Origin of the sequence: Cellulosimicrobium arenosum, from assembly GCF_014837295.1 — a bacterium.
GTDB lineage: Bacteria > Actinomycetota > Actinomycetes > Actinomycetales > Cellulomonadaceae > Cellulosimicrobium > Cellulosimicrobium arenosum.
Map to the genome: position 1 here is coordinate 175,264 of NZ_JACYHB010000003.1, position 18,254 is coordinate 193,517.

Consider the following 18,254-nt stretch of genomic DNA (forward strand, 5'->3'; position numbering starts at 1 on the left):
ACACCGACCACCAACATGACAAATAGTTTCGCTGTAGCGAAGTAGTTCGTCAATAGCCGATCTCCTAGCCCGAGAGCGTCCCGGAGACCATGAGGTCGGCGCGGGGCCGGGTGGCCTGCACGACCAGCGCGTTGCGGCCGTCCACGTCGGTGGCCCAGGCGGTCGCGGCCTCGACGGTGCGGCCGTGCCGGGTGTGCCGGTCGACGAGGCGGCGCTCGCGTTCGTCGTCGGTGGCGGCGCAGAACCACGCCTCGTCGAGCAGGTCGCTCACGCGACCCCACGGTTCGTCGGGCACGAGGAGGTAGTTGCCCTCTACGACGACGACGCGGTGCTCGGGCCTGACCGCGATCTCGCCGGCGACGGGTTCGTCCACCTCGCGATGGAACGACGGCGCGTACACCGCGTGGTCGTCCTCGGCGCGCACGCGGGCGAGCAGGGCCACGAACCCCCAGCCGTCGAACGTGTCGAGCGCACCCTTGCGGTCGCGGCGGCCGAGCGCGTCGAGCGTCGCGTTCGCAAGGTGGAAACCGTCCATGGGCAGGTGCACGGCCTCGTCGCCGAGCCTCTCCACGAGCCGGAGCGCGAGCGTCGTCTTGCCCGCCCCCGGGCTGCCCGTGATCCCGACGACGACCCGCCGACCTCGCGACCGTTCCTGCAGCCCCCGCACGCGCCGGGCGAGCGCCTCCAGGTCCGCGACCGGGACGTCGTCGTGCGGTCCGGCTCGCGAGACGTTCGTTCCTCCGATGTCCACGGGACCAGTGTCGGTCACCGGGCACCTTCGCGACCGACGCCGGACCGGGAGGCCCCCGGTCCGGCGTCGGGAACGGTCAGTCGCGCGTGATGGTGAACGTCGACGTCGGGTTCTCGATGTCCCGGAAGTTGCCCGAGAACGTGAGGTTGTGGAACGTCGCCGAGCCGACGGCCGGGCCCTGGCCCGCCTCTGGCATCGGGTTCGCCCAGATGCCGTAGCCGGACCGCGAGTCGTACTGGTCACCGCTCTTCTTGGCGCCCGTGATGGAGACGTTGGTGAAGACGGTGTCCTGGAAGGAGTTCTGCGGCTGGGACCCGACGTAGTTCGTCTGGAACATGATCCCGGAGTACGTCGGGTCGATGATGTCGAGATTGTTCACGCGGATCCCCGAGAACGACTTCGACGCGGAGAACATCCACACCGCCGGGAACACCTGCGCGCCCCAGAAGTGGCCGCCGGACCGCACGACGGTGAGCCCGTCGAACGTCGTGACCCCCGGCCCGAAGCCCTCCATCGGGTACCCGAAGTCGAGCGAGCTGATGGTGACGCCCGAGTAGACGAGGGTGTCGGCGATGTAGATGTTCCGGAAGGTGTTGTTCTGGCCGCCGTAGACCGCGAGCCCGGCCGCGCGCCAGGTGTTGGTCGACGTCAGGTTCTCGAACACGTTCCCCTGCTGCCCGCTGCCGCCGCTGTCGGTGGCCGCGAAGAGGGCGAACGAGTCGTCGCCGGTGCCGCGTGCCTGGTTGTTGTGCACGTGGTTGTCCGCGCTGCCGTTGGTCATGTTGATCGCGTCGGCGAACGTGTTGCGGATGCGCGAGTTCTTGACCTCCGAGTCGTCCATGTTCGACGCCCAGAACATGCAGATCATGTGCTCGACCCAGATGTTGTCGATCGTCATGTTCTTCACGTTGGCGAAGTCGAAGACCTTGCCCGGTCCGTCGATGCGCGACGTGTAGTTGCCGAAGTAGGCGAAGTCACGGAACGACGAGCCGTTGGCCGTGCCCTCGGCCCGGAAGCCGACGTCGGTGTTCTCCTGGCTCTGCGGCGCGAAGAACCGCGTGAACCACGGGCCCGCGCCGACGACGTCGACCGCCTTGCCGTACACCTGGAACTTGCTCGACGTCTGGTAGTCGCCGGCGGGCAGGTAGACACCCTTGAGCGTCCCGGTCGAGTCCATGCGGACCTTGTCGAGCGCGGCCTGGACGTCCTGGTGCGTGAACCCGGCGGGCTGGGTGTACTGCGCGGGGTTCGGGTTGGCCTTCTGCGTCGCGAGCTCGAGGTCGACGAAGTCGATCGCGTACTGGCTGGTGCTGCTCGCGGTCTTCTGGAGCCGGATCGTCGACCCCGCCGGGACCGTGGTGCCGAGGAGCACGCTCGCCTCGTCGTAGATGTGTCGCGGGCCGCCCGCGCCTGGCTGGTTGCCGGGGTTGGTCTCGTTGCCGTAGAGCCACGCGTAGCGCGAGCTGAGGTCGATGTTCTTGAGGAACTGCCCGTCGACGTAGATGGCGAGGGTCGCGTCCGTGCCCCCGCCGCCCTGCGAGTCGGGGATGGAGAAGCGCGTGACCAGCGAGTTCGAGGCGGCCTTGGTCGTCCACTCGACGTACGCGCCCGTGGTGTTCAGCGTGACGGCCCTGCGGCCGGACGCCTCGCCCGCGAGGTCGCCGACGACGCGGTTCGGCGCGAGCACGCTCGCGCCACCGCCCGTGACGCCGTCCTCGGCCTCGTACGTGTCGAACGGCATGTTGGCGCCGCGACCCACGAACAGCGGCCGGGTGGCGGTGTTGTTCGCCTGCTTGGCCGCGACCTCGGTCGAGTCCGGCGCGGCGACGATCTTCACGTCGTAGCTGCCGTTCGCGGCCGTCCAGGTCCCGAGGTTCACGCTCGCGCTCGTCCCGCCCGCGGCGATCGCCCCGGACACGGAACCGGTGAACGTCTTCACGACGGCGCCGGTGCCCTTGTTCGTCAGGGTGGCCGTGAGTCCGTGGGTGCCCGACGACGTCGCGACGTTGCCCTGGTTGGCGATCGTCGCGGAGACGGTGACGGTGTTCCCCGCGGCCGGCGTGCTCGGCGACCAGGCGACGGTCGGCACGAGGTCCGAGCTCGGGACCGCCGTGACGACGACGGGCGTCGGGTTCGCGTAGGAGTTGTTGCCCTCGTTCTGCTCGGCGACGCTGCCGCCGGCGTCGGCCTTCGCGCCGACCGCGTAGGAGCCCGCAGGACGGGCGCCGACGTCGGCCGTGACGGTCGCCTGGGCGCCCGCGGCGAGCGTGCCGACCGCCTTCGTGGCGACGGTCTGGCCGTTCAGCGTGAACGCGACGTCGGCCGCGGCGGAAGCCTGCGTGCCGATGTTCTTCACCACCGCGGACAGCGTGATCGCCTGCGACTCCAGCGGCGACGCCGGGGTCGCGGTGACGCTCGTGACGACGAGGTCCGGGTTCGGGGCGGCCGTGCCGAAGACCTGCAGCTCGGCGACCTGGCCGTTGCCCGACCCGGTGTTGCCCGTGAAGCGCAGGCGCACGTCCTTCGCGGTACCGGAGACGGGGACGGTCACCGTGTTCCCGGTGGAGGGGGAGAACTGGTAGCCGGCGGACGCCTTGAGCGTCTGCCAGGCGGCGGTCGTGCTCGCGCGCCCCTGCACCTCGAACGTCTGGGTGCGGTTGCCCCACACGCTCGCCGGCGGCAGCTTGACCACGACGTTCGTCAGCTGCGTCGCCGCGTCGAGCGAGACGGCGAGGGTGCTCGGGTACTGCCCGCCCGCGCCCTCCCAATAGGTCGAGGTGCTGTCGTCGTTCGCGTTCTTCGCGACGAACTGCCACTCGGTCGACGACGCCTCGATCGCCTTGCCCAGCGCGAGGTTCGCGCCCGTGGGCGGGTCGCCAGGATCGCCCGGGTCGCCGGGGTCACCCGGGTCGGTGGTCCCGGCGGTGCCGCGGACCTCGAGCTCGGAGAGCTGCCCCGCGGGCCAGCCGGAGTTCGCGGTGATCGCGACGCGGACGTAGCGCGCGCTCGTGTCCGTGACGTCGACGGTGACGGTGTTCTGCCCGGACGGCTCGAACGTGTACGCCTGCGACGCCTTGAGCGTCGTGAAGCTCGACCCGTCCGTGCTGCCCTGGACGCTGAGCGTCTGGCTGCGCGTCTCCCAGCCGGTCGGCAGCCTGAGGACGACGTCCTCGACCGTCGCGGCGGTGCCGAGGTCGACCTGGGCCCACTGCGGGAAGCTGTTGTTGGTCGACTCCCAGTAGGTGCCCTGGTTGCCGTCGGTGAGGTTGCCGGAGAGGTAGGGGGAGTTGTTGCTGCTCGCTGCGGTCGCCTTGCCCGTCGAGAGGACGGTGGGGGCGGCCGACGCGGTGGTCGTCAGGCCGAGCGGGACGAGCAGGGCGGTGGCCGTGGCCGTCGCCGCGAGGAGGCGTAGTCGGCGCGTCCCTGACCTGCTCAGGGGGCTCGGCGTGCTGGGTCGACTTCTCATGGGTGTCCTCGATCTCCCGTCGTCGTCGACGGGGGTAGGGCCACGCCAGGGCGACCCCGCACCGGGCCGGATGCCCGGTTCGTCGGCCGGCCCGCTGGCGCACGTCCGGCCGTGGCCGGATGGCTGGGGTCAGTACCTTCGAGAATTGCGGACCCGCTGTGCCGCACCGCGCAGAGGGAAGTTGACTTCTTGCGTCAACATGCAAGAACGCTACTGGCGGCGCGCTGGGGCGTCAAGAGATGTCTGAGACCCGCACTGGGCTCGCGTGCGAGGTACTACTTCGGGGGTGGCGTACAGGCGCAGCCGACGGGCGAGCCGCCGCAGTAGCGGACTCTGGACCTCAGTCGACCTCAGTCGACTGCGGGGCCGAAGCGCTCCGTCTTGACGCACGCCGGGTCGTGGCCCAGGGCGACGAGCGTCCGCGACACCGCCTCGACGAACCCCGTCGGCCCGCAGACGAAGCACGCGGGCTCGATGTCGGCCGGCCAGCCCCAGGCGCCCAGCTCGGCGAGCGTGAGGCGTCCTGGCGCTCGGCGCGCGTCGAGCGGAGCGGCGCGCGTGAACGCGACGTTCGCCTCCAGCCCGTCCTCCGCGCGGCGCGCGAGCTCGTCGACGTAGAGCCGGTCCTCCGGCCGGCGGACGGAGTACACGAGCCGGAACGGCGTACGGTCGCCCGCGTCGCGGCGCGTCCGGAGCATCGAGACCAGGGGCACGACGCCGGAGCCGCCGGCCGCGAGGAGGACGGGCCGTCCGGCGTCGTGCACGGGTGACCAGACGAACCAGCCGCCGACCGGCCCGCGCACCTCGATCGCGTCCCCGACGGCGAACGCGTCCGTGAGATAGCCCGACACCTCGCCCCCGGGCACGCGCTGCACGGTGATCTCGACCCGGACGGAGGGTGCGGTGCCGCTCGCCGCGCTCGCGATCGAGTAGCTGCGCTCGGCGGTGTAGCCGTCGGGCGCGGTGAGGCGCAGGTCGAGGTGCTGGCCGGCGAGGTGGCCGGGCCAGTCGGGCACGTCGAGGACGAGCGTGCGCGCGGTCCGGCTCTCGGCCCGCGCGTCGACGAGCGTCGCGACCCGCCAGCCCGACGGCATCGCGTACCGGGCACCGAGGCGGGGCCCGGCGTCCGTCCCTGTGCCGGGAACCGTGGCCTCAGTCACCCTGGTACCTCTGCTCCCGCCACGGGTCCCCGAGGTCGTGGTAGCCGAGCCGCTCCCAGAATCCCTGCTCGTCCATCGGCAGGAGCGTGATGCGGTTGACCCACTTCGCGGACTTCCAGAAGTACAGCCCGGGGACGAGCAGCCGCGCCGGGCCGCCGTGCACCGGGTGGAGCGGCGCGCCGTCGAACGTGTGCACGACCCACGCCTTGCCACCCAGCAGCTCGGCGACCGGGACGTTCGTCGTGTACCCGCCGTAGGAGCCGATCATGGCGAAGTCGGCGGTCGACTCCACGTCGGCGAGCAGGGTGTCGAGCGAGACACCGCGCCACGTCGTGCCGAACTTGGACCAGCGGGTCACGCAGTGGATGTCGACGGTCGGCTCGTCCTGCGGGAGCGCCATGAGGTCGGGCCACGTCCACGACCGCGTGTCGCCGGACTCGGTGACGACGTCGAGCCGCCACGTGTTCGTGTCGACCCGCGGGGTGGGGCCGGCGGAGAGGACCGGGAAGCCGGCCTCGACGTACTGCCCGGGCGGCAGGGCGACGCCCTGCGGCCGTGGTCGGCCCTGGAAGCCGGGGGTGAGCGTGCTCATGGCTCACCGTAGGCCCGTGCGCGACGTCGCGTCACCCGTTTCAGGGTTTCCCCGACACCGAGGGGCGGAGTGGCGACTTTAGTACGCGAGCGCCTACCATAATCTCCAAAGGAGGTGGTCTTTGATGGATGCTTCTCGCCCTCTCTCGGTCGTGACCCCCACTCTGGACGGGGACGTCCTTGCGCGTCTCGCCGTCGTGGAGCGTGCGTTCACCCCGGGGCAGCTGCAGGCGATGATCGGGCACGCTTCCGTGTCCGGCGTGCGCAAGGTCCTCAACCGCCTGGCCGACCAGGGCATCGTCGACGCGCGACCCGTCAGCAAGGTCGCGATCACCTACTCCCTCAACCGCGACCACGTGGCGGCGGAAGCCATCATCTCCCTGGCGAACGCGCGCGACACGCTCTACGCCCGGATGCGCGGACTGATCGAGCAGTGGACGGTGCCGCCCACGTACGCGTGCGTGTTCGGTTCGTGGGCTCGGGGTCAGGCGACCATCGACTCCGACATCGACGTCTTCCTCGCCCGACCCGAGCGCGCCGAGATCGACACCTGGGACGGCGATGTCGCAGCGCTGGAGCATGCCACGACACGCTGGACCGGGAACGACGCGCGCGCTCTGGTCCTCACTGAGAGCGTGATCCACGACGCGCCCCGGGATCCGGTCCTGGTCTCGGTCGCGACGGAGGGTCGTGATCTCTACGGAGACAGCGGATGGCTCCGTCAGATCGTCAGGAAGGGCGCAGGGCGATGACAGGTCGAACGACCCCGTGCGATCGTGCGACTCGGCGTGGGCGTCTCGACAAGGCGCGTCAGTTCGCCGAGGTCGCGCATCAGACCCAGATCCTTGCCGACGGTGTGCCGGGCGAGGTGGCCGACGCATTCGTGACCCTTGCGGTCCACGCCGGCATCGCCGCAAGCGACGTCATCTGCTGTGTGCGTCTCGGTGAACATGCCCGGGGCGAGAGCCACAGCGCGGCGACGGCCCTTCTCGCCACGGCTGACCGCGATGTGGCCAAGCACCTTAGCACCCTGCTGCAGATGAAGACCACGGCTGGCTACTCGGCTGTCCCGGCGTCCGCACAGGACATGCTCCGAGCTGCGCGAGCGATGGACGCGCGAGCTGAGGAGATCGCCGGCTGAAGCCAGCGCGCTCGAGCGCCTGACGCCCCCGCTGCCCGGCACGTCATCGTCCGCCGGTAGCAGGGGTTGCGACAAGGCGCACGACGGCGTCACGCAGCCAGGCGCGGTAGGCGTCGTCGGACCATCCCGCGCCGGTGACGAAGTGGGTGCGGCCCTCCGGGGCGAACACGTACGACAGTGTCTCGGCCGCGTCGTCGCGCGAGGTGCGGAGCGCGAACCCGTGCGCGACGAGCAGGTCGACGCTCGCGCGGACGGTGTCGCGACGTCGCTCGAGCAGCGCGTCGAGCTCGGTGGCGACCTGGTCATCGCCCTGGGCCGCCGCGGTGAAGGCTGGCCACAGACCGCCGACCCGCGCGTTGGCGGACGCGACGAGCGCGACCATCCCGTCGAGAAAGGCGTCCGGGTCGGTCCGGGCGACGACGTCGCGACCCTCGGGTCCCTCGGCGAGCGACTGCGGGCCCTCTGCGCCGCCGAACGTCAGCTCGAACGCGGCGAGCAGCAGCGCGCGCTTGGGTCCGTGGGTCTTGACGGTCTCGAGCGAGACACCCGCCCGCTCGGCGACGCGCGCGAGAGTCGTGCGGTCGTAGCCGTGCTCGGAGAGCTCCGCCGCGGCGGCCCGCACCACGCGCTCCCGCGTGAGCGCGGCCTGCTCGGCGCGCAGGTCGGACGAGTATGCACGAGGAACCACTATTGACTACCCCTTCAGTGTGATGAATACTTCTCACGGTTGCTCGATCTTCTCATACGACCGGACGGCCCGGACGGCCCGGTCCGAGCCCCACAGGCCTCTCTCCACCCGTAGCGTTTCCCACGAAAGGCACGTCCGATGGCTTCCGTCCTCCTGTGCTCGACCCCCGTCCACGCCCACGTCACCCCGCTGCTCGCCGTCACGCGCAGCCTCGTCGAGCGTGGCCACGACGTCCGCTTCCTCACCGGAGCGCGGTTCGCCGACGCCGTCACGGCCGCCGGGGCGCAGCACCTGCCGCTGCCCGCCGAGGCGGACTTCGACGACCGCGACCTCGCCGGGCACTTTCCCGGGCGAGAGGGCCGGACCGGCCTCGACGCCATCCGGTACGACATGCTCCAGATCTTCGTCGGGCCCGGGCTCGCCCAGCACCGCGCCGTGCTCGCCGCCCTCGCCGAGAGGCCGACCGACGTCGTGCTCGTCGAGCCCCTGTTCCTCGGCGCGACGGCACTCGCGGCCACGCCCGCCGAGCGTCGACCGTCCCTCGTCGCGCTGGGCATCTTCCCTCTCGGCCTGACGAGCGCGCACACCGCACCGTTCGGGCTGGGCGTGCTCCCGGCGTCGGGCCGGCTCGGGGTCGTGCGCAACCGGGTGCTGCAGCGCATGGTCGCGCGCACGCTCGCCCCGGCCCAGGAGGCCGCCGACGGCCTCGTACGGGCCGCGGGCGAGCGGCCGCTCGACGGGTTCTTCCTCAGCTGGCCCGCCCACGCGGACGCGATCGCCCAGCTCACCGTCGAGGAGTTCGAGTACCCCCGCCCCGACGTGACCACGCCCGTGCGCTTCGTCGGCCCGCCCTCGGCGTCCGGCGGCGCGGGCGGCCCGGCGCTGCCCGCGTGGTGGGGCGACCTCGACGGGTCGCGCCCCGTCGTCCACGTCACCCAGGGGACGGTCGCCAACGAGGACCTGGGCCAGCTCATCCTGCCGACGATCCGGGCCCTGGCGGACGAGGACGTCCTCGTCGTCGCGGCGACGGGCGGACGGCCGGTCGAGGCGCTCGGTACCCTGCCTGCCAACGCGCGCGCCGCCGAGTACCTGCCGTACGACGCGCTCCTCCCGCTCACCTCCGCGTACGCCACGAACGGCGGGTACGGCGGCGTGCACCACGCGCTGCGCCACGGCGTGCCGATCGTCGTCGCGGGCAAGACCGAGGACAAGGCCGAGGTCGCCGCGCGCGTCGCGTGGTCGGGGGCGGGCGTGCGGCTGAGGACGAACCAGCCCCGACCGGCCCAGGTGCGGCGCGCGGTCCGGCGCGTGCTCGACGACGCGGCGTACGCGGCGGCGAGCGCGCGGATCGGCGAGCGCATCGCCGCGTCGCCCGGGACGGACGGCGTCGTCGACGTCGTCGAGCAGCTCACGCACGTGGGGGGCGCGCGCGTCGATGGTCGCTGACGGGCCCCGACTCAGGCGCCCGCCTCGAGGACCCGCACGCCGCGGCCGTCCCCTCGACGTGCAGCGCAGACTGCTCGGACCTCACCGCGGCTGTGCAGGGGCCAGATCGTCGTCCGACCACAGGGCCGCTGAGGCGTGTCCCAGCAGCAGCTTGGGGTAGTAGGCCCAGGCGAACCACGGCGCACGACGCGACGGGCCCAGCGCGCAGTCCAGTGCGAGTCCCCCGGCGGTGAGGGCCACCCCCAGGGCGCGTCGCCGGGCGGGGTAGCGGCGGATCACGACGGTCGAGGTCATCAGGTACGCGTACTGTGCCGCCGCCCATCCTGCGGGGTGGACGCGGCTCCCCGGCGACTTCGCGTCCAGCCACGCGACCGCGGCCGGGTGCACGTGGAGCGCAGCGAACGAGACGTGCGCACCGAATCCCTGCCCCGGGCGCTCGTACCAGCGCGCGCACGCCCGCGTGTTGTTGACGTAGACGCCGCCGGCGAGGTCGACGGCCAGCAGGCATGCGACGCCCACGCGTGCGGGACTCGCGTCGCGTGCCCGCGCCACGAGCGCCGCCGCCACTGCACCCACCGCCGTGGTCGCCGCCGTCAGCACGCCGTTCACCGGTGTGGCCTCCGGGCCGACGAACTCTGCCCAGGCGCGGCGCAGTGCTGCGCCCGTCCCTGTCGTCCCCGCCCTGTCGAGGCGTTGTCCGGGTCGTGTCAGGTGGTGGCCCGTCATGCGACTCACACTCACCCAGGACAGCGGATCCAGCAAGCGGTCCGCGGCGGCGCCATCCCTCCAGGTATCGGCGAAGTCGCCATCACATGACGCGGACTCCGTCCGTTCGGAGGGCTGTCACACGTGCCGCGCGGGCGGTGTCTCCATGTCGACGGACACGATCGACCACTGGAGGAGACATGACCGGCAGCGCACGAGTCCCCGCGATCGAGGTCACCGGCATCTACGGGAGCCTGGTGAGGACGATGAGCCGACGGATGCTGGGACAGGTCCCGGACTCGCTCGGGGTGATGTGGAACAACCGCCCCGTGTTCAAGGACCTGATGACGATGGGCCGCAAGGCCGAGAAGTGGGACGCGCTCGACCCGAGCCTCGCGACGTTCGCGCACATGGCGACCGCCGCCACGGTCGGGTGCGGGTTCTGCCTGGACCTGCAGTACTTCCTCGCGCACGACAAGGGCCTCGACGAGGCGAAGGCGCGCGAGGTGCCACGGTGGCGCGAGTCGGACGCGTTCACGCCGACCGAACGGCGCGTCATGGAGTACGCCGAGGCGATGTGCCAGACCCCGCCCACGGTCTCGGACGAGCTGTCCGACGCGCTGCTCGCCGACCTGGGGCCGGCTGCCCTCGTGGAGCTGGCGGCCAAGGTCGGGTTCATGAACGCCACGGCGCGTGCCAACGTGGCGCTCGGCATCCGCTCGCAGGAGCTCGCGGCGTCGTGCGGGCTCGCACCGCTCGCCGCACCCGCCTCACGGGCAGGCGGACGCGGGGCCGAGGTCGGTGACAGGGTGGGCGCATGAGCGACGACCCCTTCGTCACCCACCGCCGCCTGCTCTTCACCGTCGCCTACGAGATGCTCGGCTCCGCCGCCGACGCCGAGGACGTGGTGCAGGAGTCCTGGCTGCGGTGGGCCGGCGTCGACCAGGACGACGTGCGCGACCCGCGCTCCTACCTCGTGCGGGTCGTCACCCGCCAGGCGCTCAACCGGATGCGGACGCAGTCGCGGCGACGCGAGGACTACGTGGGGGAGTGGCTGCCCGAGCCTCTGCTGACCAGCCCCGACGTGGCCGACGACGTCGAGCTCGCCGAGTCCGTGTCGCTCGCGATGCTCACCGTGCTCGAGACCTTGCGCCCCGCCGAGCGCGCCGTGTTCGTGCTGCGCGAGGTCTTCGACGTGCCGTACGAGGAGATCGCGCAGGCGGTGGACCGATCGCCGGCCGCGGTGCGGCAGATCGCGCACCGCGCGCGCGAGCACGTCGCGGCCCGGCGCCCGCGGGTCGACGTGGACCGGGCCGAGCAGCGGCGGGTCGTCGACCGGTTCCTCGCCGCCCTCTCCACGGGTGACGTCCAAGGGCTGATGGACGTCCTCGCGCCGGACGTCGTCCTCGTGTCCGACGGCGGCGGCGTCGTGCAGGCGGCACGGCACCCCATCGTCGGCGCGGACCGGATCGCGCGGTACCTGGTGGGCGGCATCGGCAAGGCGCGCGGCGTGATCTCGGCGACCTCGGCACCGCTCAACGGTGCCCCCGGCATCCGGGTCGAGGTGGACGGGGTGCTCGCGACGGCCGTGTGCGTCGTCGTCGTGGACGGGCGGATCACGCAGCTCTTCGGCATCGCCAACCCCGCGAAGCTTGCCCACGTCGACGAGGAGGCGCGGCTCGCACGGTAGGAGCCGAGGTTCGCCGGTTCGGTCGTCACGCCGTCGGCGGAGGTCCGAGGGCGGGGACCAGGAGGAGCTCCTCCGACTCCGGGTCGACCCAGCGCTGGTAGCCCGGCCCGGTCTGCGCCGTCTCGAACCGCACCGCGATGCGGCCGTCGTCGCGCACGCGCACGACCCAGCCGCGGCCGTCCTTCGCGGTCTCCACGTCCAGGCCGGGCGCGACGTTCTCGACCGTCGCACGCACGGGACCTGGCACGGTCGGGATCACGGGCGTCTCGGGAGCCGCACCGTCGGGGGCGGCCTCGACAGCATCGACGGCGACGCCCGGTCCGTCGGGCCCGACGACGGCGGCGTCGTCCTCGAAGGACAGCATGAGCTGGGCGTGCTCGGAGAGCGCGTGGAACGAGACGCCGAGGAGCCGGACCGGCTCGGTGACGTCCGCGAGATCCAGTGCGCGGCGCGCGGCCGCACGCAGCGCGGCCGAGTCGGTGGTCGGCCGGGGCAGGGTGACGGAGCGCGTGACGGTCGTGAACGACGACGTCCGCACCTTCACGACGACCGTGCGCGCGGCGACGCCGTGCCGGTCGAGCCGGCGCAGCGCCCCGTCCGCCACGGTCTCCAGCGCCGCCGCGATCGCCGTGCGCCCGTGCAGGTCGTGGTCGAACGTGTGCTCCGCCCCGGCGGACTTGCGCTCGCGGACCAGGTTCACGGGACGGTCGTCCCACCCGCGCGCGATGCGGTAGAGGTTCGTCCCGGCGGCCTCGCCCGCGACGTCGACCAGCGTGTCGATCGGCTGCCGCCGCAGGTCCTCGACGGTCCGGACACCGAGCTGCTCCAGCCGCGACGCGGACACCGGTCCGACGCCCCACAGCGCGCGCACGGGGTGCGCCAGCAGGAAGGCGTCCTCGTCCGTCGGGTCGACGACGCGCACACCGCCCGGCTTCGCCGCCTCCGACGCGAGCTTGGCCACGAGCTTCGAGCGCCCGAGCCCGAGCGAGACCGACAGCCCGCTCAGCTCGCGCGCCCGCTCCCGGACCCGCCGCGCGACGGTCTCCAGCGCGTCGCTGTCCCCGTCGAGGTGGTCGAGGTCGGCGAACGCCTCGTCGATGCTGATCGGCTCGACGAGGTCCGTGACCTCGCGCAGCGCCGCCATGATCTGTCGCGAGTACGCCGCGTACGCGTCGAACCGCGGGACGAGCACGATCGCCGTCGGGCACAGCCGACGGGCCAGCTCCATCGACATCGCGGACCGCGCGCCGTCGCGCCGCGCCTCGTACGACGCGGTCGCGACGACGCCGCGCGGACCGACCCCGCCGACCAGCACCGGGCGCCCGCGCAGCGACGGGCGCTGGTGCTGCTCGACGCTCGCGAAGAACGCGTCGGCGTCGAGGTGCGCCATCGTCGCCCGCTCGCGCATGGCGGGCGCGCGAGGTTCAGGGACGACCGGCACGGCACCAGTCTCCCGGTCCGCACCGACAACCGCCGATGCGGACCGCGGGCGTCAGAGCTCGGCCACGCGCTCCACCGCGGGGGCGACGGCGTCGCGCACCCACGCGGCGAGCGGGGTCGCCGGCGGCCGCAGGATCACGGTGTCCACGCCGAGGCCGGCGAGCGGGCGGACCTTCTCGACGAACGCGTCGACGTCCCCGGTCAGCAGGTCGTCACCGGCGTGCAGCACGGTCACACGGATCTCGGCGGGGTCGCGCCCGACGTCCTCGCAGTGCCCGCGCAGCACCTCGAGCTTGTGCGTGAGCTCGTCCGGCGACGTCGCGAAGAGGTTGCACGCGTCGGCGTACTGCGCGACGAGCCGCAGCGTCTTGCGCTCGCCCGACCCTCCGACCATGATCTCCGGCCTGCTCAGCGGCAGCGGCGAGCACAGCGTCTCGGCGAGCTGGTAGTGGGTGCCCTCGTACGGGCCGTTCTCGGCCGGGTCGTACATCTGACGCGCGATCTGCAGCGTCTCCTCGAGCCGCTCGAACCGCTCCTTGAGCGGCGGGAACGGGACGCCGAAAGCCGCGTGCTCGCGGTCGTACCAGGCAGCGCCGATCCCGAACGTCGCGCGGCCGCCCGACAGCACGTCGAGCGTCGCGACGGTCTTCGCCAGCAGCCCGGGATACCTGTATGTCACGCCCGTGACGAGGACGCCGAGCTGCACCGTCTCCGTGCGCCCGGCGAGATAGCCGAGCGTCGTGTAGGCCTCCAGCATCGGGTCCGACGCCGGGAAGCCGGCCCGTTCCATCTGGAACCAGTGGTCCATCACCGAGAGCCAGCCGAGCCCCGCCTCCTCCGCGGCGGACGCCGTGTCACCGAGCTCGCGCCGAAGGGCGGCAGGCTCGACCGAGTCGAATCGCATGAGATGTGCACCGAGTCGCATGCCGTGCATGCTCCACCTTCGAGCGCGCTCGAAGTCAAGGCCGGAGGCTCGGGGAGTCCGCGCGTTCCGGTGGTCGTGGCACGGAGTCCTCCACGAAGCGAGGCCGGCACGCGAACCAGCCGGCGATCACCCCAGGGACGGTCGTCGCGGCGAGCACCACGAGCGGGAGCGTCCAGGATCCCGTCGCCTCACGCAGGAGACCCAGCCCGATCGGCCCGAAGCACGCCAGCCCGTAACCGATCCCCTGGACGAAGCCGGACACCGCCGAGGCGGACTGCGGCGTCCGGGTCCGACGGTTGATGAGGGTCATGCAGAGCGGAAAGGTGCTGACGCCGATGCCCAGCAGGCACACCCAGAGCAACGTGCCGTCGAGCGGAGACAGGAGGAGGCCGAGGTACCCGGCCACCAGGGCGACCGCGCACACGACGACCACGACGAACGGGTTCGCCAGTCGCGTGGCCAGGTGCGGTACGACGAGCGCCGCGACCATTCCCCAGGCCGAGTACAGGGCGACCATGGAACCGCCCAGGGCTGCGCTGCCTCCTGCGTCGGTGAGCACGGTCGGTACCCAGGTGATGATCCCGTAGTTGGACATCGACAGCATCGCGAACAGGATCACCAGGCCCCAGACGGTCGACGACCGGCTGATCCTCGGGCGCGCGTCGAGAACCGTCGCGGTGGCGGGCGCGTGGTGGTCGGCGGGCAGCCTGAGCGCGAGGACGAGCCAGACCACGGCGGCCACGGCAGCCGGTCCCGCCCAGATGCCGATCGAGACCCGCCAGGTCGTCGCCTCTGCGACCGGGACCGCCAGGAGCGGGGCGACGAACTGACCCGTCTGCATCAGGATGAGGTAGAGCGAGGTCCACAGGGCGAGCCGGTCGGCGAACCACGCCTTCACCAGGGGGACGATCACGACGTTCGCGGCCCCGATCCCTGCCAGTGCCAGCACGGTCGACAGCACCAGCACGAGCGTCGTCGGGGAGAGCGCGCGGATCACGAGGGACAGGGCGGTGAGGCTGAGCGCCACGGTGGCCGTGCGCTCGAGCCCGAACCGTCTCGTCACCACCGGGGCGAGGAAGCCGAAGATGCCGAACGATGCTGCGGGCACGGTACCGAGCAGGCCCGCCACCGCCACCCCGAATCCGAGGTCCGCCCCGATGATCTCCAGGAGCGGAGTAAATCCCGTCACCGCTGTCCGCAGGTTCACGGCGGTCAGTGCGATGGCCAGGCCCGCCCACAGGATCAGGTGCCCGCGACGCGCCGGCGTGCGCGTGGAAGAGAATGTCGTCACGTTAAACTCCACCGAGATGTCAACGGATGATCGGATCATGGGATGAATCTCGAGGAGTCTGGCACACGGCCGCCGATGCGTCGAGTAGGCCTCATCGATCAGGCGGCGGCGCGCTTTCGGGACGAGGTGGTCTCCGGCCGCTGGCCCGTCGGTGAGAAGATCCCGACGGAGGGCGCACTGGTGGCAGAGTTCGGAATCGGTCGGAACACGGCCCGCGAGGCGCTGCAGTCGCTGGTGCACTCAGGTCTGCTGCGTCGCGAGCAGGGGCGGGGAACCTTCGTCATCTCCAGCTCCGAGCTCACCGGCACCCTGGAGCGCCAGCTTGCCGGCGGCAGCCGACGCCACTACCTGGAGCTGCGCCTCGCACTCGACAGCACCGCAGCCTCGCTCGCCGCACAGCACCGCTCGGACGCCGACGTCGAGCTGCTGCGCGAGCTCCGCGACCGTCGCGAGGCAAGCTGGTCGACCGACGATCCCGACGCGCGAGCGAGCGCGGACCTCGCGCTGCACCGCGCCGTCGTGGCGGCGACGCACAACCCCCTGTACGTCACGCTGTACTCCAGCATGCTGGACGTCTTCGCCGTCCACATGCGCGACGAGGAGAGCGAGGACGAGGACTCGGTGCACCGCTCCCACCACCAGCTGGTCGACGCGATCGCCGCGGGCGACGCCGACCGTGCCGCAGCGACGGTGGCCGAGATCTTCGGCCCTTTCATGCGCTGACCCCCGTCTGCTGCGCTGCGGGGCGGCTCAGACGGTCCCGCCGCACCGTTCGTCGGGGGCCGGCCACGAACGACCTCGCGGCACGCATCACGATGCGAGCACGACGGGGCAGGTCGCGAGGTGGTCGTCGACGAGCCCGCACGCCTGCATCGCGGCGTACGCGGTGGTGGGACCGATGAACGGGAAGCCGAGCGTCTTCAGCGTCTTCGCGAGGGCGACCGACTCTGCAGTCTGCGCCGGGACGTCCCGCCGGCTGCGTGGTCGCTGTGCCCGCTCCTCCGGGGCGAACGACCACACGAGCTCGTCGAGCGTGCGGCCGTCTGCGTGCAGCGCGAGCACGGCGTGCGCGTTGGCGATCGTGGCCTCGATCTTCTGCCGGTTGCGGACGATCCGCGCGTCCGCGAGGAGGCGCGCGACGTCGTCGTCCCCGAACCCTGCGACCACCTCCGGGTCGAAGCCCGCGAACGCCTCGCGGAACGCGGGGCGCTTGCGCAGCCACCGTCAGGTGCCGCTGGCCGCTCTCGTCGACCCCGCCGCGCAGCAACGACTCCCCGCGGTGCAGCACGGTCACGCGGATCTCGGCGGGGTCGCGCCCGACGTCCTCGCAGTGCCCGCGCAGTACCTCGAGCTTGTGCGTGAGCTCGTCCGGCGACGTCGCGAAGAGGTTGCACGCGTCGGCGTACTGCGCGACGAGCCGCAGCGTCTTGCGCTCGCCCGACCCTCCGACCATGATCTCCGGCGTGCTCAGCGGCAGCGGCGAGCACAGCGTCTCCGCGAGCTCGTGTAGGCCTCCAGCATCGGGTCCGACGCCGGGAAGCCGGCCCGTTCCATCTGGAACCAGTGGTCCATCACGGAGAGCCGGCCGAGCCCCGCTTCCTCCGCGGCGGACGCCGTGTCACCGGGCTCGCGCCGAAGCGCCGAGGGCTCGACCGAGCCGAATCGCATGAGATGTGCACCGAGTCGCGTGCCGTGCATGCTCCACCTTCGAGAGCGCTCGAGATCAAGAGTGTCGAACCAGTTCGACGCGGATATCACCGATCGCTGCCCTCTCGACATCCGCGAGGTCTTGCATCGCAACGAACTCGCGCGCTACTGTCGAACCGGTTCGCACAGAGGAGGCACAGTGGCCACCATCGGAGATGTCGCCCGGATCGCGGGAGTCTCACGCAGCACGGCGTCGTACGCGCTCTCGGGCAAGAGGGCGATCTCGGCCGACGTGCGTCGCCGCGTCGAGGACGCGGTGTCCTCGCTCGGGTATACGCCGAACGCGGGAGCGAGGGCGCTCGCGACGACGCGCACGATGGTCATCGGTCTGCTCGCGCAGTTCCTGCCCGACGAGTTCGCACCCGCGATGCTCCAGTACATGCTCGGGGTCTCGGACACCGCACGCGAGCACGGCTACGACATCCTGCTCGCCACGGACGCCGACGGCACCCGAGCGCTGCGCCGCATGACGGACTCGCGGATGGTCGACGGCGTCGTGCTGCTCAACGTGGCGGAGCACGACGAGCGCCTGCCCATCCTGCGCAGCGCCTCCCAGCCCGGGGCCCTGGTCGGGCTGCCCGCCGACTGCACCGGCGTCGACGTCTTCGATCTCGACTTCGAGGAGGCAGGCCGCCTCATGGTGGACCACCTCCACCGTCTCGGGCACCGCGAGGTCCTGCTCGTCTCGCAGCCGGAGCACGTCGTCGAACGTGGCGGCGCGTACGTCTGGCGCCTGCAGAACGCCGCGCTCGAGGCGGCGCGCGCCCGGGGGATGAGGCTGTACGCCACGTACGGGTCCTCGAGCCAGCCCGACGTCGGGCGCGACCTGCGTGGCCTGCTCGACGCCCACCCCGACGCCACCGGTCTCTTGGTCAACAACGAGGCCGCCGCCGCGGCGCTCCCCACCGTCCTGCACGAGCGCGGCCTGTCCGCTCCGCAGGACCTCTCCGTCGTCGGGCGCTACTCGGACGAGTTCGCCCGCACGTTCTCCCTGCCGTTCACCTCGGTGGAGTCCGCACCCGACCGGCTCGGTCGCATGGCCGTGCGCCAGCTCGTGCGCCGCATCGAGGGAGAGGTGGGACCCGACGAGCCGCACGTAGTGCGTTTCGTCTCGCCCGAGCTGGTCGACCGGGGCAGCACGGGGGCGCCTCCTCGCCGGGGCGACGCCTGACCAGACCAGCACCGAACAGCGGGACCACCACCGGAGCGCGGACCCGCACGCCAGGTCGCCGACGCCGTCGGCCGGCCATCGT

At 72.0% G+C, this 18,254-nt stretch carries 17 protein-coding genes and 1 pseudogene; 6 read left to right on the plus strand and 12 right to left on the minus strand.

Going from position 1 to position 18,254, the window contains the following annotated elements; translation table 11 throughout:
* Positions 1 to 64 precede the first annotated feature (64 nt).
* The 4 genes from IF651_RS05320 to IF651_RS05335 all read right to left on the minus strand — a co-directional run bounded on the left by IF651_RS05320 (position 65) and on the right by IF651_RS05335 (position 5,969).
* The gene (locus tag IF651_RS05320; protein ID WP_338403787.1) at positions 65 to 751 is read right to left on the minus strand and encodes a nucleoside/nucleotide kinase family protein; all 687 of its coding nucleotides are present in this window, start codon (positions 749 to 751) and stop codon (positions 65 to 67) included.
* Positions 752 to 827: 76 nt separating this feature from the next.
* Positions 828 to 4,217, minus strand: coding sequence for a discoidin domain-containing protein (locus tag IF651_RS05325; protein ID WP_191828060.1), 3,390 nt, complete (start codon positions 4,215 to 4,217; stop codon positions 828 to 830).
* A gap of 350 nt (positions 4,218 to 4,567) precedes the next feature.
* Positions 4,568 to 5,377: a ferredoxin reductase gene (locus IF651_RS05330; protein ID WP_338403788.1), complete on the minus strand. Its 810-nt coding sequence runs from the start codon at positions 5,375 to 5,377 to the stop codon at positions 4,568 to 4,570.
* Positions 5,370 to 5,969: a molybdopterin-dependent oxidoreductase gene (locus IF651_RS05335; protein ID WP_191828061.1), complete on the minus strand. Its 600-nt coding sequence runs from the start codon at positions 5,967 to 5,969 to the stop codon at positions 5,370 to 5,372. The genes IF651_RS05330 and IF651_RS05335 overlap by 8 nt, the downstream gene beginning before the upstream one ends.
* Before the next feature lie 151 nt (positions 5,970 to 6,120).
* Between IF651_RS05335 and IF651_RS18170 the strand changes: the two genes are divergently transcribed.
* A complete protein-coding gene (locus IF651_RS18170; protein WP_206715152.1) occupies positions 6,121 to 6,720 on the plus strand; it encodes a nucleotidyltransferase domain-containing protein in 600 nt (199 codons plus the stop codon).
* Here the strand turns inward: IF651_RS18170 and IF651_RS17390 are convergent.
* Positions 6,690 to 6,989 (minus strand): hypothetical protein, encoded by a 300-nt coding sequence (locus tag IF651_RS17390; protein WP_206715155.1) that lies wholly within the window; start codon positions 6,987 to 6,989, stop codon positions 6,690 to 6,692. The two genes, IF651_RS18170 and IF651_RS17390, sit on opposite strands and share 31 nt — an antisense overlap.
* Positions 6,990 to 7,152: 163 nt before the next feature.
* Positions 7,153 to 7,797 carry a TetR family transcriptional regulator gene (locus IF651_RS05350; RefSeq protein ID WP_191828064.1) on the minus strand — a complete coding sequence of 215 codons (645 nt, stop codon included), beginning with the start codon at positions 7,795 to 7,797 and terminating at the stop codon, positions 7,153 to 7,155.
* 138 nt (positions 7,798 to 7,935) lie between these two features.
* On the opposite strand from IF651_RS05350, the gene IF651_RS05355 reads away from it, so the two are divergent.
* A complete protein-coding gene (locus IF651_RS05355; protein ID WP_191828065.1) occupies positions 7,936 to 9,243 on the plus strand; it encodes a glycosyltransferase in 1,308 nt (435 codons plus the stop codon).
* Between the two features lie 81 nt (positions 9,244 to 9,324).
* Here the strand turns inward: IF651_RS05355 and IF651_RS05360 are convergent, their stop codons facing one another.
* Entirely contained in the window at positions 9,325 to 9,969 is a 645-nt protein-coding gene (locus IF651_RS05360; protein ID WP_206715157.1) for a hypothetical protein, read from the minus strand.
* 179 nt (positions 9,970 to 10,148) lie between these two features.
* On the opposite strand from IF651_RS05360, the gene IF651_RS05365 reads away from it, so the two are divergent.
* Positions 10,149 to 10,769, plus strand: a complete 621-nt coding sequence (locus tag IF651_RS05365) for a carboxymuconolactone decarboxylase family protein (protein ID WP_191828066.1) — start codon at positions 10,149 to 10,151, stop codon at positions 10,767 to 10,769.
* Complete coding sequence (locus tag IF651_RS05370; protein ID WP_191828067.1) at positions 10,766 to 11,638, plus strand: RNA polymerase sigma-70 factor; 873 nt, start codon at positions 10,766 to 10,768, stop codon at positions 11,636 to 11,638. Before IF651_RS05365 ends, IF651_RS05370 begins: the two co-directional genes overlap by 4 nt.
* 25 nt (positions 11,639 to 11,663) lie before the next feature.
* Here IF651_RS05370 and IF651_RS05375 read toward each other — a convergent pair whose 3' ends face one another.
* The 3 genes from IF651_RS05375 to IF651_RS05385 are packed head-to-tail and all read right to left on the minus strand — an operon-like array spanning position 11,664 to position 15,294.
* Positions 11,664 to 13,079 carry a DNA polymerase IV gene (locus tag IF651_RS05375; RefSeq protein WP_191828068.1) on the minus strand — a complete coding sequence of 472 codons (1,416 nt, stop codon included), beginning with the start codon at positions 13,077 to 13,079 and terminating at the stop codon, positions 11,664 to 11,666.
* 51 nt (positions 13,080 to 13,130) lie between these two features.
* Positions 13,131 to 14,003 carry an LLM class F420-dependent oxidoreductase gene (locus IF651_RS05380; RefSeq protein ID WP_191828069.1) on the minus strand — a complete coding sequence of 291 codons (873 nt, stop codon included), beginning with the start codon at positions 14,001 to 14,003 and terminating at the stop codon, positions 13,131 to 13,133.
* A gap of 34 nt (positions 14,004 to 14,037) precedes the next feature.
* Positions 14,038 to 15,294, minus strand: a complete 1,257-nt coding sequence (locus IF651_RS05385) for an MFS transporter (RefSeq protein ID WP_206715159.1) — start codon at positions 15,292 to 15,294, stop codon at positions 14,038 to 14,040.
* 75 nt (positions 15,295 to 15,369) lie between these two features.
* On the opposite strand from IF651_RS05385, the gene IF651_RS05390 reads away from it, so the two are divergent.
* The gene (locus tag IF651_RS05390) at positions 15,370 to 16,017 is read left to right on the plus strand and encodes a FadR/GntR family transcriptional regulator (protein WP_191828071.1); all 648 of its coding nucleotides are present in this window, start codon (positions 15,370 to 15,372) and stop codon (positions 16,015 to 16,017) included.
* A gap of 87 nt (positions 16,018 to 16,104) precedes the next feature.
* Here the strand turns inward: IF651_RS05390 and IF651_RS05395 are convergent.
* Both IF651_RS05395 and IF651_RS17605 read right to left on the minus strand, forming a co-directional pair.
* Positions 16,105 to 16,512, minus strand: a pseudogene (locus IF651_RS05395) (DNA-3-methyladenine glycosylase I); the annotation flags it as partial.
* Between the two features lie 249 nt (positions 16,513 to 16,761).
* A complete protein-coding gene (locus IF651_RS17605) occupies positions 16,762 to 16,992 on the minus strand; it encodes a hypothetical protein (protein WP_241744138.1) in 231 nt (76 codons plus the stop codon).
* Positions 16,993 to 17,140: 148 nt separating this feature from the next.
* Here IF651_RS17605 and IF651_RS05405 point away from each other — a divergent pair, with 148 nt between their 5' ends.
* A complete protein-coding gene (locus IF651_RS05405; RefSeq protein WP_191828072.1) occupies positions 17,141 to 18,172 on the plus strand; it encodes a substrate-binding domain-containing protein in 1,032 nt (343 codons plus the stop codon).
* The last annotated feature ends 82 nt before the right edge of the window (positions 18,173 to 18,254 follow it).